Source organism: Megamonas sp. Calf98-2, from assembly GCF_900110235.1.
Classification (GTDB): domain Bacteria; phylum Bacillota; class Negativicutes; order Selenomonadales; family Selenomonadaceae; genus Megamonas; species Megamonas funiformis.
In genome coordinates this window covers 91,868-109,312 of record NZ_FOCY01000002.1, presented here as the reverse complement: position 1 = coordinate 109,312, position 17,445 = coordinate 91,868, and the positions used below count along the sequence as shown (strand labels likewise).

Sequence of the window (17,445 nt, the reverse complement as noted above, 5' to 3'; positions counted from 1 at the left end):
TATGTCAAGATTTTTATCACGTGTGGCATATGCGTGCGGTACCTTTGGGCATGACTTTTTCTATGCAATGATTGGTACTTATTTTATGATTTTCGTAACAAGTAATTTATTTAATACAGATGATACAAGTTATAATGAATATATGATAGGTCTTGTAACAACAGTTATTCTTGTTATTCGTGTTGCGGAACTTTTCATTGACCCATTCATTGGGAATACTATCGATAAAACAAAAACTAGATGGGGTAAATTTAAACCTTGGGTTCTTTCTGGTGCAGTTATTGCCGCAGTTACTTTAGCTATCTTATTCACAGATATTGGCGGTTTAGCTGAAACAAGCCCTATAATGTACTTAATTGTTTTCGCTATCTTATATATAATTATGGATATTTTCTATTCAGCAAAAGACGTTGCTATTTGGTCCATGATACCAGCACTTTCTTTTGATTCTCGTGAACGTGAAATTACAGCTACTTATGCACGTATTGGTTCTGTATTCGGTGGTCAACTCGTAACTATCATTGTTATTCCAATTGTTTTAGCTTTCTCTGAAAATAGCAATGGTGGTGCAGGTGATGCTACAGGTTGGTTCGCATTTGCTGCAATTGGTGGTTTAATTGCTACTGTAGGTGCTATTATTCTTGGTATTGGTACAAAAGAACATGACTCTGCTCTTCGTGAAAACAAAACAGATACATCTTTTGGACAAGTTTTCTCTGTATTAATGAAAAATGACCAGCTCTTATGGATTGCATTTGCTTATCTTATCTTTGGTTTAGGTCAAAACCTTATCAATAACTTCAACCTTTACTATTTCATTTATGTATTAGGTGATTCTTCTCAGTTCTCCTTCTTAGGTGTAATCAACGTTATCATTGGTTTAATGGCAGTTGCTTTATTCCCATCATTAACTAAAAAATTCAGCAGACGTAATTTATTCTTCTATTCTATCGCTATTATGTTAATTGCAGTAGTTATTTACTACTTTGCAGGTCAAAATGTATATTTAACATTACTTGGTGCTGGTTTATTTGCATTACCACAGCCACTTATCTTCCTTGTTGTATTAATGACAATCACAGATACTGTTGAATATGGTCAATTAAAACTTGGTCATCGTGATGAAGCACTCGTACTTTGTGTACGTCCTTTAATTGATAAATTAGGCGGTGCTATCACATCTGCTATAGTAGGCTTCACAGCTGTTTGGGTTGGTATGTCTGGTAATAAAGTTACAGCAGAAAGCATAACTCCTGATGATTTACTCAACTTCCAAATTATCATGTTTGCAATTCCATTTATCTTACTCATCATTGCAACATTCATTTACAAAGCTAAAGTTAAATTAACAGAAGAAAAACATGCTGAAATTGTTAGAGAACTTGAACGTACTTGGGGTAAAGATAATAAATAATTGATGTGAAAGTTATAAAAAGGATATTCTTTAAAAAGAATATCCTTTTTTTTGTTTAAATATAATTATTAAAAATTAAAATTTTATTGAATTTTCATTTAAATAGACGTTTTATAAATATAATGGTATTATTATTAATAGAAATTTGAGGAGAAAAGAGGCCTGGCACTAAATGAAAGTTTATCTCTATATTAATAAACAAGGGTTTAAAGAAAATACTTTTAGAGTAGCTTTTAAAGAATTGGTAAAAGTTGTGAAAGACGAGCAAAGTAAGCCTACTGCTTATTTAGTAGGTAAGTATGAAGTAAGGGATTATGAACATAGTTACGATGTGCCTTATAATAAAAAATACGAAAATAGATATTTTGCTATACCTATCAGCGACAGAGAAAAAGGTTTCTTTAATTTAACAACTATTTTTTGCAATAATGATTTGAGCGATTATGAAGTAATTAATGAAGCAACTTTAAATGCAGTGATTAATACTTTACTTAAAGAAACAGATGAAAGATTATCTAGTAGCATTAGCTTAGAGTATGTAGGTGGACGTTCTAAAGAAAATCAGAATATCATTGAAGATATTTCAGCTTCTTCTTTTATTGCTATGATTAATATGTTAAATACTTGGGCAAAAGAAGAAAAACAGGAAACTGAATTTAAATTACAAATTGAATTTTAATAATATTAATAATGGAATTATATTTAAGGGATTGGCTTTATGCTTAATCCCTTTTTATTTTTGTTTGATTAGTTGTAAAAACAACAGAATTTATATCTTTTTTATTTATAATAATAATTAATTTATAAGAAAAGAGTGTGTATAATGAAAAAATGGTTGATAGTTTATTCTAGTGTAACTGGAAATACAAAACAAATAGCAGAGGCTATTTATGATGGTTTTGGTGAAGATATGGCAAATATTTTTGCTATACGAGATGAATTTAATCTTGAGGATTATGATAATATTGCTGTAGGATATTGGCTTACTCGTGGCGAACCAGATAAAATGGTACAGGAATTATTGAAAAAATTAAATAATAAAACAGTAATTTTATTTCAAACACAAGGGGCAGAATTAAATAGTGAACATTCTATAACTGCTTTTGCTAGAGCTGCTAGTTATTTAGGAGAAAATTGCAAAGTATTGGGAACTTTTGCCAGCCAAGGAAAAATAAATCCAGCAATGCTGGAAAGACGTAAAAATGCTGATAAAAATGATCCTCATGCAGCGACACCTCGTAATCTTGAACGTTGGCAAAAAGCTTCAATGCATCCTAATGAAGAAGATTTTTCTCGAGCAAAAGAATTTGTTAAGGCCATGCAACGAAAAATAGCTTTGAGAGAAAAATATTTAAATATGAAAAAATAAAGAAAATAAAAAAAGACGGTTTTAATACCGTCTTTTTTGTTGTGTTTTAAGTTTTAGATAAGAGATTTAATATCTTCCTCTACACTATTGATACCAGAAATACCGAAGTTATCCACAAGAACTTTAGCTACATTTGGAGATAAGAAAGCTGGGAGTGTAGGGCCAAGTTTTATATTTTTAACACCAAGATAAAGAAGTGCTAAAAGAACGATAACAGCTTTTTGTTCATACCATGCGATATTATAAGCGATTGGTAATTCATTGATATCATCTAAGCCAAATACTTCTTTTAATTTTAAGGCAATCAAAGCGAGTGAATAGCTATCATTACATTGACCAGCATCTAAAACGCGAGGAATACCACCGATATCGCCTAGATTTAATTTATTGTATTTATATTTTGCACAGCCAGCAGTTAAAATAACTGTATCTTGAGGGAGTGCTTTAGCAAAGTCAGTATAATAATTTCTAGCTAATTGACGACCATCACAGCCTGCCATAACTACAAATTTTTTGATAGCACCAGATTTTACGGCTTCAACTACTTTATCAGCAAGAGCTAAAACTTGATTATGGGCAAAACCACCTATGATAGAGCCTGTTTCAATTTGTGTTGGTGGTGGGCATTTTTTTGCATGTTCAATAATAGCAGAAAAATCTTTAGTTTCGCCGATTTCACCAGAAATATGTTTGCAACCTGTAAAGCCAACAACACCTGTAGTATAAATTCTGTCTTTATATTCAGCTTTTGGTGGTACGAGGCAGTTAGTAGTCAATAAGATAGGGCCGTTGAAGGATAAAAATTCTTCTTTTTGTTTCCACCAAGCATTACCATAGTTACCTGCGAAGTTTTTATACTTTTTAAAGAATGGATAGTAATGTGCAGGAAGCATTTCGCTATGTGTATATACATCAACACCAGTTCCTTGAGTTTGTTCAAGAAGCATTTCTAAATCGCGTAAATCATGACCAGAAATCAAGATTGCTGGATTATTGCGAACACCGATATCTACAGATGTGATTTCTGGATTACCATAGCGAGAAGTATTTGCTTCATCTAAAAGTGCCATGACTTTTACACCAAAAGCACCAGTTTCTAAAGCAAGAGATGTTAATTCTTCTCCAGATAAATTATCATCAATTGTTTTAGCTAAAGTAGCTTGCAAAAATGCGTCAATTTCATCATTGAATTTACTAAGAGCATTTGCATGTTTATTATATGCTGCCATACCTTTTAAACCATAAGTGATTAATTCGCGAAGACTGCGAATATCTTCATTTTCAGTAGCTAAAACGCCGATAGTAGCACCTTTTACTAGGTAAGTATTTTCATCATTAGTAGTCCAAAGAGCTACAGGGGATAAATTATCTTTATTTTGTAATTTTGCAAGTAGTTCTTGTTTATAAGTTAAAGTGTCTGTGATGCGTTTTTTGATAATATTATCATCAAAATTAGCGTTAGTGATAGTGATAAAAAGATTTTCACAGATGAATTGATTTAATTTACGACTGATATCTTGTTTTTCTTGACGAAGTTTAGTAGTGATTTCGCAAAGACCTTTAGTTGCATAAATTAATAAATCTTGCAGTGTAGCAGTAGTGGCAGATTTTCCACAAACACCTACACAAGTACAGCCTGTACATTGAGCTGTTTCTTGACATTGAAAGCAAAACATTTTATTTTCCATAATTATCTCTCCAATAATTTTATTTGTGATTTAATTGATATACTTATTATAATTAGCCTTAAATTAAAAGTATGTTGTAAAAACAACAGATTTAAAGATAAAAATAAAAAAGCTAGAATATATCTAAAAAGATGTATTCTAGCTTAATTTTTTTGATTTTATTTTTTACCACAAGCCTAAAAGATGTTGAACTAATAAACTTACACAAGCAATAGCTACCCAACAGCAAAATCCCATGATGATAGGACGACCACCATTTTTTATTAAATCAATAATATCTGTGTGAAGACCGATAGCTCCCATTGCCATGATAATGAAATACTTGCTACAGAATTTCATTAAGGCAAAGAAAGATAAAATAGCAGAAGATATTTCAGTAGAAAAAATATTTCTATCCATAAAATAATTTAAGAAAGTAGTGATAATAGAAGCAATGATAAAATATAAAATAAACATTGGAAATGCAGATTTTACACTAGCTTTGTTTTGACCAGAAGCTTTTTTAGCTTGATAAAAACCTAAAATTAATGTGATAGGAATGATGGCAAGTGTTCTAGTGAGCTTTACGATAGTAGCACTGTCTAAAACTTCTGTACCAGTGTTATGCATGCTATCCCAAGAAGAAGCTGCTGCTGTAACAGAAGAAGTATCATTGACTGCAGTACCTGCAAAGATAGCAAAACCATGATCAGATAAACCTAAAAAATTACCTAAAGTAGGAAAGATTAAAGCAGCGATGATATTAAATAAGAAAATAACAGAAATAGCTTGAGCGATTTCTTTATGATTAGCATCAATGACAGGTGCTGTTGCAGCGATTGCAGAACCACCACAGATAGAAGAACCTACACCGATTAAGATAGAAGATTTAGCAGGAATATTGATTAATTTAAAAATTATGTAGGCTGTAATTAATGAAGTGGCAATTGTAGAAATGATGATTGGCAAAGATGTAGCACCTACAGCGATGACAGTGCTTAAGTTTAGACCAAAGCCCAATAAAATAACAGCATATTGTAAAATTTTTTTAGAAGTGAATGTAATACCACTTTTTAAGATATCTTTTTCGCGAACAAATTTTGATAATAGCATACCAAGTAAAATGGCAAAAACAGGACCGCCAATGATTTCAAATTCTTTACCTAAAAAATAAGCAGGTAAGGCTAAGACGAAACAAAGAAATACTCCTTGAAAGCGGTCTTTAATTAATAACATATAATAATACCTCCTATATTTAATTACCTATTAAATATTTATTTTTAATTGGTAATTTTTATAACAAGGAGATATTTTAACTTATTTTTTTATTTTGTGCAAGTTTATAAGTTTTATTTTTGTGTTAATTCATAGATATCTAAACGACGATGTCTTAAAAGTGGTATCTGTTCACGAACGAGATTAATTTCATTTAAATTTATAGTTGTAAATAAAGCTGTTTCTTCAAAATCTGCTTGATTTAAAATTTTTCCCCATGGTGAAACAATAATGCTATGACCATAAGAATGATAAGAAGCATTTAAATTTCTAGCAGGAGCTGTACCAATGGTGAATACTTGATTATCTACAGCACGACTTTGGAATAATAATTCCCAATGAAGTGGGCCTGTAGTCATATTGAAAGCAGCGGGAACAAGGATAATTTTTGCTCCTAAATCTACCATTAATCGAGCGAGTTCAGGGAAGCGGAAATCATAACAAATGCACAATCCCATTTTGCCCCATTTCGTATCGAAAACAGTGATACTATTTCCAGCAGATAAAGTATCTGATTCTTTAAAACGTTGACCATTGTTCACATCAATATCGAATAAATGCATTTTTTGATGCTTAGCGATGCAATTACCATTATTATCAAAAACATAAGCTGTATTAAATAAATGGTTTTGGGCATCTTTTTCAGGAATAGAGCCTGCACTTAAATAGATATTATATTTTTTAGCTAGATTTTGACAAAATTTGTAAGTAATATCTTCTTCAAATTCAGCATATAAAGGAAAAGATTTATTATCATAAGGGCAGTTAAACATTTCTGGTAAGGTTACAATATCAGGCTGAAGATGAAGAAATTTTTTGAGATAAGTTTCAATGTAATTTAATGTTTGTTCCTTTGAAGATAAGACTTTTGTTTGTAATTGTAAAATATTAAGCATAGATACCTCCAAGAATATTATTGTTATATTGACAATTATAAAGCCAAATCATATAATTTCACTATGAAATATTAAATGATAAGAGGTTGGAAAAATGAAAAAAATAATTTTAGCTATAACTTGTGCGTCAATTATTAGTAGTGTAAATAGTTTTGGTGTGGCAAATGCACATTATCATGATTATCATGGACATCATGATATGAATATAAATACGCAGACAAATCGTCTAAATTTTGACCCATTAATCAATAATGAAATTGTAGATAGTATGCATATGCCGATGATGAATGAAGAATTTGTACAAAGTGGCAATGTGGATAAAGATTTTATTGCTAATATGATACCACATCATCAAGGTGCAATAGATTCTGCAAAATTAATTTTAGAATATGGCAGTAATGAAGAAGTAAAAGCAATAGCTCGTAATATCATAAAGACACAGACAAAAGAAATTGAAGATTTCAATGAGCTTTTAGCTAATGAAGATTTTAGCAATAGTAATTTGAGTGAAAAAGCTTATACTGAATTTGTGGCTAAAGAAAAAGAAAATATGGCAGAAATGATGAATAAAATGATTGCTGTAACTAGAACTCGCGATAAAAAAACAGCAGATTATACTTTTGTTTTGGCAATGAAATATCATCATGAAGGTGCGCTAGAAGCTAGTAAACAGATTTTAGCATATACAAAAAATCCGCAAATAAGAAAAATTGCTAAAAATATCATTAAAGACCAAGCAAAAGAAATAAAACAATTTGATAAATTAATAGAGCAAGGTTTATAATAAATGAGAATGTAAATTAAATATATTTTTTATAATGAATGGTTTACATTTGTCAAAGCAAAACGTATAATAATCTTTATGTGTTTTGATTTAGTATTTATTTAAGGAGGAATTTACCTGTGAAATGGGCTGAAATTAGCATTCAAACTTCACATGAGGCTACTGAAGCTGTAGCAGAGATTTTTCATGAACTTGGAGCATCTGGTGTATTGATTGAAGACCCAGAACTTGTGAATACTTATATTCATTCTGGAGCTTGGGATTATACAGATATACCGCTTGCTGAAGAAACAGAAGTTGTTACAGTGAAAGCATGGCTTCCTACTGATGAGGATTTACCAAGTAAATTAGAACAGTTGCGTTTGCATATTGATGAAATGAGCCAATTTTTAGATAAGGGTTCAGGCGTGATTAATTGCAGTGAAATCCAAGATGAAGATTGGGCTAATAATTGGAAGCAATTTTTCCATCCAGAACGCATTGGTGAAAAAATTGTAGTAAAGCCATCTTGGGAAGAATACACTCCATTAGATAATGATATAGTAATTGAATTAGACCCTGGTATGGCATTTGGTACAGGTACACATGCTACAACATCTATGTGTATTCAATTATTAGAAGAATATGTAAAACCAGAAATGAAAGTTTTCGATGTTGGTACAGGTAGTGGTATTTTAGCAATTGCTGCTTCCAAATTAGGAGCAAAAGATATCGAGGCTGCTGATTATGATAATGTAGCAGTTGATGTTGCCAGAGAAAATATCGAAAAAAATCATGAATGTGAAAATATTAAGATTTTCCAAAGCGATTTATTAAAAAATATGAATGGCAAAGCTGACTTAATTATAGCTAATATTATAGCAGATATAATTATTCGCATGTTTAATGATGTAGATAATTATTTAAATCAGCATGGTGCTATTTTGACAAGTGGTATAATTGCTGACCGTATAGCAGATGTTACTAAAGCTGCTGAAGAACATGGTTTTATGGTAGAAAAAATGAATGAAAAAGCTGGTTGGGCTGCAATTATTTTCCGTCGCAAGGAAGATATGCAATGAGGCGTTTATTTATAGATGAATGTCTAAGTGAAGATATCACGATTAAAGGCGATGATGCCAAGCATCTTCTTTATGCTATGAGGGTAAGACCTGAGCAAGTTTTTACTATTGTTGATAAAGAAAGTAAAGTAGCACAAGCAAAAGTCATCTCTTGTACTAGCGATACAGTACAATTAAAATTATTGCAGTATATAGAAGATGCTGATACAGAAGCACCTATAGAAGTAGTCGTTGCACAATGTTTGCCAAAAGGCGATAAAATGGAATTCATCGTACAAAAAGCGGTGGAATTAGGAGCAGCAAGTGTTGTTCCTGTAGTCAGTCGTCATTGTGTAGTGAAATATGATGAGAAGAAAAAATTAGCTCGTCAACAAAAATGGCAAAAAATTGCTGATGAAGCAGTAAAACAGTGCGGTAGAACAATAAAACCGACAGTAGAAGCTATTGTGAGTTTAGAGCAATTAGCACAAGATTATACAGATTATGCTCGTTTTATTTGCTATGAAGCAGAAGATGAGCAAAGTTTTAAAGAAATGTTACAATCAGCAGATAGTAAAAAATATCTTATCTTGATTGGCCCTGAAGGTGGATTCGCCCCAGAAGAAGTGCAATTATGCAAAGATGCTGGATTTAAAAGTATATCTATGGGAAAACGTATTTTACGAGCTGAAACTGCATCAATTGCAGCACTTACTATCGTCATGTATGAAAAAGGCGATTTAGGTGGCATTTATTAATTTTTGATTTAGATTTAATATTAAAGATTTTTGTTTAGTATAACTATTTTATGGGAAACTATAATTTAGTTATACTAATTTTATATTAGTAGTTTTTTTATTTTATTTTAATTGAGGAAGTGAAATTTTGCCAAAAGTTGCATTAACAACACTTGGTTGTAAAGTTAATCAAGTAGAAACAGAAATAATGGAAGGTCTATTTCGCAATCGTGGCTATGAAATAGTGGATTTTTCTGAGCCTGCTGATTTTTATATTATAAATACTTGTTCTGTTACTCATTTAGGTGAGCGAAAATCTCGTCAATTAATTCGCAGAGCAAATCGTTTAAATGATAATGCTATCATAGCTGTAACAGGGTGCTATGCACAGATTGCTTCTGATGAAATCAGTAAAATTGAAGGTGTTCGCGTAGTAATCGGTACTAAACAGCGTGATAAAATAGTTGATTTGGTGGAAAAAGCAGCTCGTGAAGATGGTTTATTTAATGAAGTAAATGATGTTATGCATATGCATGAATTTGAAGATATTCCTCTTTATGGTACACCACATCGCACAAGAGCTTTCTTAAAAATTCAAGATGGTTGTTGTAATTTCTGTTCATATTGTATTATTCCATATACTAGAGGGCCTATTCGTTCACGTAAATTGGAAAGTATAAAAACAGCAGTAGACCAATTAGTAGAAGAAAATTTCCATGAAATAGTATTTACTGGTATTCATTTAGGTGCTTATGGCAGAGATTTTAAAGGTGAAAATATTTCTTTAAGCGATGCTGTAGAAATTTGTTTAGCTAATGAAAATTTAAAAAGATTGCGACTAGGTTCTTTAGAGTCTATTGAAATATCTCCTAGATTATTAGAATTAGTGAAGACTCATAAACGCTTTACTAAGCATTTACATTTACCACTACAAGCAGGTAGTGATGAAATCTTAAAAGCAATGAACCGCCATTATACTACTGACGAATTTGCTAGATTGATAGAAAATATTCGCCGTGAAGTACCAGATATTGCTATTTCTACAGATATCATTGTCGGTTTCCCTGGAGAAACAGATGAATTATTCCAAAAATCTTTGGAATTTGCTAAATCTATGGGATTTATGAAAATGCATGTATTCCCTTATTCTAAACGAGCAGGTACTCCAGCTGCCAAAATGACAAATCAAGTTGATGAAGCAGTGAAAAAACAAAGAGTTCATTTGATGCAAAAGATGGCAGAACAATCAGCAACTGAGTTTTATCAAAGATTTTTGGGTCGCAAATTAGAAGTTTTATTTGAACAAGAACAAGATGGATGTATGGAAGGTTTAACTTCAAATTATATAAGAGTATATATTAAAAATGATGGAGAAATAACTTCTGGGGATATTCGCTTTGTAAAATTAGTTAAATTATTTAAAGATGGTATTTTAGGTGAATTAATTTAAAATTTGTCTAAATAAAAAAGGATTTTATTAATTCAATAGCGAATATATATAAAGTTATAGAGTTAGTATTAAAGTTTAGGTAAAATTTAAATGAATTATTTTAGATTTTATTTAAATTGAGGTATATGTTAAATATTTATTTGATATATGTCAATTCTATACTAATTAAGCTATAAAAGGAGGTGCCTTATATGTCAGATTGTATTTTTTGTAAAATAGCAAATAAAGAAATTCCAACTCAAGCTGTATATGAAGATGATATGGTCATTGCTTTTAATGATTTAGAGCCACAAGCTCCTGTTCATGTATTAGTTATCCCTAAAAAACACATTGCTAGTCTTCTTGCAACAACTGCTGAAGATAAAGAACTTTTAGCACATATCACTTGTGAAGTAATTCCTATGCTTGCTAAAAAATTGAATATTGCAGAAAACGGCTTCCGTACTGTAGTAAATACAGGGGAAGAGGGTGGCCAAACAGTTCAGCACCTTCATTTCCACTTACTTGGCGGTCGCTCTATGCAATGGCCACCAGGCTGATAAAAAAATCATATCAAATTTGTATATAATTGCAGGTTATGGTTGACAATGCACTTATAAGCAAGGTATAATATTTGGGTATGATTATTAAGTACAACACTCCCGTGTTAGGTGGAGGGGAGGGAAATATAAATGTCATCTGAAATCAAAGTTGGTAAAAACGAAACAATTGATAGCGCTCTCCGTAGATTTAAACGTACTTGCCAGAAAGCTGGTACTTTAGCTGAAGTTAGAAAACGTGAGCATTATGAAAAACCAAGCGTAAAACGCAAAAAGAAATCAGAAGCTGCTAGAAAACGCAGATACAGAGCTTAATTAGCTCACAAACGGAGGTAATTCATATGTCACTTAAAGCCCAGTTAATGGACGACATGAAAGCTGCTATGAAAGCCAAAGAAGACGGAAAACAGAAACTTGCTGTTATCCGCATGGTTCGTTCAGCTATTCGTCAGACTGAAATTGATGGTCAAAAAGAACTTGATGATAACGATATAATTGCACTTATTAGCAAAGAAGTAAAAATGCGTAAAGATTCTATAGATGAATTTAAAAAAGGCGGTCGTGAAGATTTAGTCGCACAGACTGAAGCTGAAATTGCCGTTTTAATGCCATATTTACCAGAACAGTTATCAGAAGAAGAAGTTAGAGCATTGGTTAAAGAAGCAATTGCTGTTACTAATGCAACAACTCCTAAAGATATGGGTAAAGTCATGGGACAGCTCATGCCTAAAGTTAAAGGACGCGCTGACGGAAAAATGGTTAATACCATCGTCAAAGAATTACTAGGTTAATTATGAAAACAGATAAGATTACTAGATAGTGGTCTTATCTGTTTTTTTATATAAATTTATTAGGTGTAGGTGAAGGAATATGCAAGAAAAACAAAACGATTTTACTAAAAATAGTATGGCATATAATATTATGAGTTTAGCTATTCCTATGACCATAGCACAGTTGATAAATGTTTTATATAGTCTTGTTGATAGAATGTACATAGGGCATTTGGCACAAAATTCTACTTTAGCTTTGACGGGATTAGGAATTACTTTTCCTATTATTATGTTAGTTACAGCAGTTACTAATTTATTTGGTATGGGTGGTGGAGCACCACTTTGTTCTATCGCTAGAGGTAGAGGCGATGATGAACGGGCAGAAAAAATAATAGGTAATTCTTTTGCCATGCTGATTATCTGTAGTTGTATTTTAATAATTATTGGCTTAGTGATGAAAAAGTCCTTATTATATTTATTTGGGGCAAGTGATGAAACATATCCTTATGCTAATGAATATTTCTCTATTTATATTTGGGGAAGTATTTTTGTAATGGTAGGACTAGGCATGAATACTTTTATTAATGCTCAAGGTTTTGCCAAAAAAGGAATGCTCACTATATTAATTGGTGCGATAATTAATATTATCTTAGACCCTATTTTTATCTTTGGTTTAGATTTAGGTATAAAAGGTGCTGCTATCGCTACTGTCATTGCACAATTTATTTCAACATCATGGGTATTACATTTTTTATTTAGTGATAAGGCGATTTATCGCATTAAAAAATCTTGCATGAAATTAGATTTTAAATTGATAAAAGAAATTGTTTCTCTAGGATTTTCAGGCTTTGTTTTTGCCACTACAGGAAGTTTAGTGCAGATTGTCTGCAATAATGTATTGTTATTTTGGGGCGGAAATATCTATGTAGGCATAATGACCGTATTAAATTCTATACGTGATGTTTTACAAATGACAATAGAAGGCATTCGCTCAGGTGCTCAACCTGTTATCAGTTATAATTATGGTGCAGGGCAATATTTATGTGTAAGACAGGGCATAAAATTTTTGACAAAGATAGCACTATTATATACAAGTATAGCTTGGTGCATATTAGATTTTTTCCCAGAGTTTTTTATTCATCTATTTAATAGTGAAGAAGAAATGTTATTGCTTGGCGTGCCAGCATTACATATATATTTTTTAGGATTTTTTATGATGGCTTTTCAATCTGCTGGACAGACAACATTTATATCGTTAGGTATGGGAAAATATGCAACATTTTTTTCGCTATTTCGTAAAGTTATTTTAGTTATTCCATTGACGATTTTTTTACCAAATTTATGGGATTTAGGTGTATATGGAGTCTTTTATGCTGAAATGATTTCAAATTTTGTGGGCGGTATAGCATGCTTTTCTACTATGATGGTGGTCGTCTGGAGACGATTAGGAAAATTAAATAAATAAGTAAGAATAAGTAATTTAAACTATTGTTTAGATTACTTATTTTTTTATAAAAAAAGGTTTATTATGAGATATTGTCGAATATATTATTTATATTGCTGAATAGAAAAATAAAAGGAAGTGATAATATGGACTTTATTATAGATTCAAGTATATTGCAATCATTGCTTTTGAGTGTTATATTTCTAGCTATTTTAGTAGAGATAAAAACAGGAGGTACAGGCATAGGGGCATTACTAGGTATCATAGCAGCTGGCGTATTTTTTGGCAGTAGTTATGTGAAAGGCTTAGTCAGTTTATATCAGATTGCAATATTTATTGTGGGGATTATTTTTATCATAATTGAAATATTAACCCCAACAATAGGATTACTTGCAGGACTCGGAGTAGTAGCCATATTATATAGTTTGATTTTAGCTATGGGTGGCGATATTGATGCAATGTTGATGATGGCAATTTCTTTTGTTATTGCGATAATAATTTTTGCATTGATAATAAAAAAATTACCTACGAGCAAATTATGGAGTAAAATAATTTTGACAAAGACATCTTCTAGTGAAGAAGGTTATGTAAGTAGCGTAGATTATTCAAGATATTTGCATAAAGAAGGGATTGTTTTGACAGAACTAAGACCTTCTGGAAGTGTGAAAATTGATGATGATGTATTAGATGTTGTATCTGAAGGTAGTTATATCAGTAAAGGCGAAAAAATTCGTGTAGTAAAAATTGAAGGTATGCGTATTATTGTACGTAAAATCTAAAATAAATTTAAGGAGGATTAATCATGGAAGCGATTATCGGTTCTGGTTTTATCGTAGTAATTGTCATTGTGGCGATTATGTTATTTTTGCATTTTGTACCTATAGGATTGTGGATTTCAGCATTAGCATCAAATGTTCATGTAGGTATATTTACATTAGTTGGTATGAGAATGCGTAGAGTTCCGCCACAAAAAATTGTATTGCCACTAATCAAGGCAAATAAAGCAGGATTAAGTGTCAATGTAAATCAACTTGAAGCACATTATTTAGCTGGCGGTAATGTGGATAAAGTAGTCGATGCACTTATTGCTGCTCATAGAGCACAAATACCACTTCCATTTGAACGCAGTGCAGCTATTGACCTTGCAGGTCGTGATGTATTAGAAGCTGTACAAATGAGCGTAAATCCAAAAGTTATTGAAACCCCTGTTGTATCTGCTGTGGCTAGAAATGGTATTGAATTAAAAATTAAAGCAAGGGTTACAGTTCGAGCTAATATTGATAGATTAGTCGGAGGTGCTGGTGAGCCTACAATTATTGCTCGTGTTGGTGAAGGGATAGTAACGTCAGTTGGTTCTTCAGAAGCTCATACAGATGTACTTGCTAATCCAGACGATATATCTAAAACTGTACTTGGCAAAGGGTTGGATGCAGGAACAGCTTTTGAAATTTTATCCATTGATATAGCCGACGTTGATGTAGGCAGAAATATCGGTGCAGAACTTCAGACAGACCAAGCAGAAGCTGATAAACGTATAGCTCAAGCAAAAGCCGAAGAAAGACGTGCTATGGCTGTGGCTAAAGAACAGGAAATGAAAGCATATACTCAAGAGATGGAAGCTCGTGTAGTTGAAGCTCAATCAGAAGTTCCACATGCATTAGCAAAAGCTCTTCGTGAAGGTAAACTTGGTGTAATGGATTATTATAATTTAAATAATATCAATGCTGATACGCAAATGCGAGAAGCAATAAGTAAAACAGGAGATAGTACAGTCCCACAAGGACAAGTACCAATAAAATAATTTATCATGGAAGGATTAGCACCTTTTCTGCTCTTTTTGTTTTTTATGATAATAAATATCTATACTGGTCAAAAACGTAGAGAGCAAAAGAAGAAACAAAGACAAGAATTTCCTGATATATATGATAATCCACCACCAAGAAAAAATAGAAAAAGAAATCTTGATTATATGATGGCAAAGCCAAGGGGGAACAATGATAATATTGAAATTGTGGCAAATGATTTACAACAAGAAAAAATAAATGATTTAGCACAATATATCGATAAATATGAACAGGATTTGCAAAATAGATATCAAGAAAAATTAAAGCAAAATAGAACTAATCTACAGGCAAAAGATTTTATTCAACAAACAGAGATAAAAGCTGTAGATAAGGATAAAAAAATACAAATAGATATTGAAAAAGAGCATATAATAAAAGCAATAACGTATGCTCAAGTTTTAGAACAACCAAAATCACTGCAATATTTAAAGCGATTTGGTATAAAACGCGTAATTCATAAAGATTAAAATAAAGCTATAATCATTAGGAATTTTAAGAAAAATAAAATTTTGTAATGGTTATAGCTTTTTTATTTATATAATTTATAATAGAAAAGGATTGATTTTCATAAAAGTTGAATAAGAAGTCTTTAAGTAATTTTTTGGTAAAAAGATTTAGCACTATAGAATGAATATGTTATAATGAGAATATGACTATTACTTTAAAAATAATGGAGGGCGAATGCTTTTGCCAAATTTTGCAGAAATAAAAATACCTTTTCAAGACAGAGCAGAAACAATTGGTATTCTTGGTGAAAATGATGAATTTTTGCGAGTTTTAAATGATAGTTTTGCCTGTCGTATTGTTGGTAGAGGTACAGATTTATCAATCAATGGTGAAGAAGGAGAAGTAAATGCTGCCAGTCAAGTCATTGAAGCTTTGTTTTTATTGTATAGACAAGGTACAAAGCTTACAATGCATGAGGTTCGATATAGTATAAAACTGGTTAAAGCAGGTCAATCTAATGAATTAAAATCTTTATTTACAGATGTATTGACTGTTACTTCAAGAGGAAAATGCGTTCGACCAAAGACTATTGGACAGAAAATTTATATTGATGCTATTCGTCGTCATAGCATAACTTTTGGTTTAGGTCCAGCTGGTACAGGGAAAACTTATTTAGCTGTAGTTATGGCTGTTATGGCACTTCGCAATAATGAAGTAGATAAACTTATTTTGACTCGTCCAGCAGTTGAAGCAGGAGAACGTTTGGGCTTTTTACCTGGTGATTTACAAGAAAAAATCGATCCATATTTAAGACCGCTATATGATGCATTACAAGATATTTTAGGTTTAGAAGCTTATCAAAAATTATTAGCTAGAAATATCATTGAAATAGCACCGCTTGCATATATGCGTGGTCGCACATTAGAAAGAGCTTTTGTCATCTTAGATGAAGCTCAAAATACTACACCTAGACAGATGAAAATGTTTTTAACTCGTTTAGGTTTTGGTTCGAAAATGGTAGTAAATGGTGATTTGAGTCAGATTGATTTGCCAAGAGGTAGTGGCTCAGGTTTGACACAGGCGACAAAAATATTAGATGGATTAGAAGGTATTTCTGTGATACATTTTGATGATAGAGATGTTATTCGTCATGATGTTGTTGCACGAATTATTAGAGCTTATGATGCTTATGAAGCTGCTAATCCGCCTAGTGAGAATAAAGATAAGAATTTCTATAAACATAGTTGATAAAGTAATAAATAGCAAAGTTAATTTACTAAATGGGAGATTTTATTATGGAAATAATTTTAAGCAATTTACCTGAAAATCTTGAAGTAGATGAAAAATTAAGTGATACAGTGAAAGAAGCTGTAGAAAAAGTTGGTCAATTATATGCTTTAGATAATGCAGAAGTGAGCATTACGTTTACAGATAATGAACATATTCATGAAATAAATCGTGAATATAGAAAAGTGGATAGACCAACAGATGTAATATCTTTTGCTTTGAATGAAGGTGATGAACCTAATATTGAAGGAGAAATTCCTGTAAATATGTTAGGTGATATCATTATTTCTGTAGAAAAAGCGATAGAACAAGCTGGCGATTATGGTCATAGTATTCGTCGCGAAATAGCATTTTTGACAGTTCATGGTATGCTTCATTTGTTGGGATATGACCATATAGAAGAAGCTGACCGTGTAGAAATGCGAAAAGAAGAAGATTTTGTTATGGAACAATTAGGAATAAGTAGAGATTAAAAAGGAGTT

General features: G+C 31.7%; 19 protein-coding genes. 16 read left to right on the top strand and 3 right to left on the bottom strand.

All coding sequences use genetic code 11. The features are described from left to right. Position 1: 1 nt before the first annotated feature. The 3 genes from BMX03_RS01175 (at position 2) to BMX03_RS01165 (ending at position 2,783) form a co-directional block, all read left to right on the top strand. Positions 2-1,414, top strand: coding sequence for a glycoside-pentoside-hexuronide (GPH):cation symporter (locus BMX03_RS01175; RefSeq protein ID WP_022228668.1), 1,413 nt, complete (start codon positions 2-4; stop codon positions 1,412-1,414). Between the two features lie 172 nt (positions 1,415-1,586). Further along, positions 1,587-2,093 (top strand): hypothetical protein, encoded by a 507-nt coding sequence (locus tag BMX03_RS01170; protein ID WP_022228667.1) that lies wholly within the window; start codon positions 1,587-1,589, stop codon positions 2,091-2,093. A gap of 144 nt (positions 2,094-2,237) precedes the next feature. Continuing rightward, on the top strand, positions 2,238-2,783 hold the full coding sequence (locus BMX03_RS01165; RefSeq protein ID WP_075554576.1) for a flavodoxin family protein: 546 nt from the start codon (positions 2,238-2,240) through the stop codon (positions 2,781-2,783). A 53-nt stretch (positions 2,784-2,836) separates the two neighbouring features. Here BMX03_RS01165 and hcp read toward each other — a convergent pair whose 3' ends face one another. The 3 genes from hcp to BMX03_RS01150 all read right to left on the bottom strand — a co-directional run bounded on the left by hcp (position 2,837) and on the right by BMX03_RS01150 (position 6,621). Continuing rightward, the gene (gene hcp / locus BMX03_RS01160) at positions 2,837-4,471 is read right to left on the bottom strand and encodes a hydroxylamine reductase (RefSeq protein ID WP_091693297.1); all 1,635 of its coding nucleotides are present in this window, start codon (positions 4,469-4,471) and stop codon (positions 2,837-2,839) included. 165 nt (positions 4,472-4,636) lie between these two features. Next, positions 4,637-5,686, bottom strand: a complete 1,050-nt coding sequence (locus BMX03_RS01155; RefSeq protein ID WP_091693294.1) for a YeiH family protein — start codon at positions 5,684-5,686, stop codon at positions 4,637-4,639. 113 nt (positions 5,687-5,799) lie between these two features. Continuing rightward, positions 5,800-6,621, bottom strand: a complete 822-nt coding sequence (locus tag BMX03_RS01150; protein WP_091693291.1) for a carbon-nitrogen hydrolase family protein — start codon at positions 6,619-6,621, stop codon at positions 5,800-5,802. A 94-nt stretch (positions 6,622-6,715) separates the two neighbouring features. On the opposite strand from BMX03_RS01150, the gene BMX03_RS01145 reads away from it, so the two are divergent. From BMX03_RS01145 to ybeY, 13 genes are all read left to right on the top strand, one after another. Next, positions 6,716-7,405, top strand: coding sequence for a DUF305 domain-containing protein (locus BMX03_RS01145; protein WP_022228662.1), 690 nt, complete (start codon positions 6,716-6,718; stop codon positions 7,403-7,405). Between the two features lie 119 nt (positions 7,406-7,524). After that, positions 7,525-8,466: a 50S ribosomal protein L11 methyltransferase gene (prmA, locus tag BMX03_RS01140; RefSeq protein WP_008538154.1), complete on the top strand. Its 942-nt coding sequence runs from the start codon at positions 7,525-7,527 to the stop codon at positions 8,464-8,466. After that, positions 8,463-9,203: a 16S rRNA (uracil(1498)-N(3))-methyltransferase gene (locus BMX03_RS01135; RefSeq protein WP_022228661.1), complete on the top strand. Its 741-nt coding sequence runs from the start codon at positions 8,463-8,465 to the stop codon at positions 9,201-9,203. The genes prmA and BMX03_RS01135 overlap by 4 nt, the downstream gene beginning before the upstream one ends. A 127-nt stretch (positions 9,204-9,330) precedes the next feature. Further along, a complete protein-coding gene (gene mtaB, locus BMX03_RS01130) occupies positions 9,331-10,632 on the top strand; it encodes a tRNA (N(6)-L-threonylcarbamoyladenosine(37)-C(2))-methylthiotransferase MtaB (RefSeq protein WP_091693289.1) in 1,302 nt (433 codons plus the stop codon). 191 nt (positions 10,633-10,823) lie between these two features. Next, positions 10,824-11,171, top strand: a complete 348-nt coding sequence (locus BMX03_RS01125; RefSeq protein ID WP_015562422.1) for a histidine triad nucleotide-binding protein — start codon at positions 10,824-10,826, stop codon at positions 11,169-11,171. Positions 11,172-11,303: 132 nt separating this feature from the next. Next, positions 11,304-11,486, top strand: a complete 183-nt coding sequence (gene rpsU, locus BMX03_RS01120; protein WP_008538150.1) for a 30S ribosomal protein S21 — start codon at positions 11,304-11,306, stop codon at positions 11,484-11,486. 26 nt (positions 11,487-11,512) lie between these two features. After that, positions 11,513-11,962: a GatB/YqeY domain-containing protein gene (locus tag BMX03_RS01115; protein ID WP_091693286.1), complete on the top strand. Its 450-nt coding sequence runs from the start codon at positions 11,513-11,515 to the stop codon at positions 11,960-11,962. A gap of 79 nt (positions 11,963-12,041) precedes the next feature. Next, complete coding sequence (locus tag BMX03_RS01110) at positions 12,042-13,406, top strand: MATE family efflux transporter (RefSeq protein ID WP_091693285.1); 1,365 nt, start codon at positions 12,042-12,044, stop codon at positions 13,404-13,406. A 125-nt stretch (positions 13,407-13,531) separates the two neighbouring features. Further along, positions 13,532-14,164, top strand: coding sequence for an NfeD family protein (locus BMX03_RS01105; RefSeq protein WP_018998978.1), 633 nt, complete (start codon positions 13,532-13,534; stop codon positions 14,162-14,164). A 23-nt stretch (positions 14,165-14,187) separates the two neighbouring features. Further along, positions 14,188-15,186, top strand: a complete 999-nt coding sequence (floA, locus tag BMX03_RS01100) for a flotillin-like protein FloA (RefSeq protein WP_018998979.1) — start codon at positions 14,188-14,190, stop codon at positions 15,184-15,186. Positions 15,187-15,231: 45 nt separating this feature from the next. Then, positions 15,232-15,696: a hypothetical protein gene (locus BMX03_RS01095; protein ID WP_091693282.1), complete on the top strand. Its 465-nt coding sequence runs from the start codon at positions 15,232-15,234 to the stop codon at positions 15,694-15,696. A 214-nt stretch (positions 15,697-15,910) separates the two neighbouring features. Then, positions 15,911-16,924 (top strand): PhoH family protein, encoded by a 1,014-nt coding sequence (locus BMX03_RS01090; protein WP_091693280.1) that lies wholly within the window; start codon positions 15,911-15,913, stop codon positions 16,922-16,924. A 47-nt stretch (positions 16,925-16,971) separates the two neighbouring features. Next, positions 16,972-17,436 carry an rRNA maturation RNase YbeY gene (ybeY, locus tag BMX03_RS01085; protein ID WP_022228655.1) on the top strand — a complete coding sequence of 155 codons (465 nt, stop codon included), beginning with the start codon at positions 16,972-16,974 and terminating at the stop codon, positions 17,434-17,436. Positions 17,437-17,445: the final 9 nt, after the last annotated feature.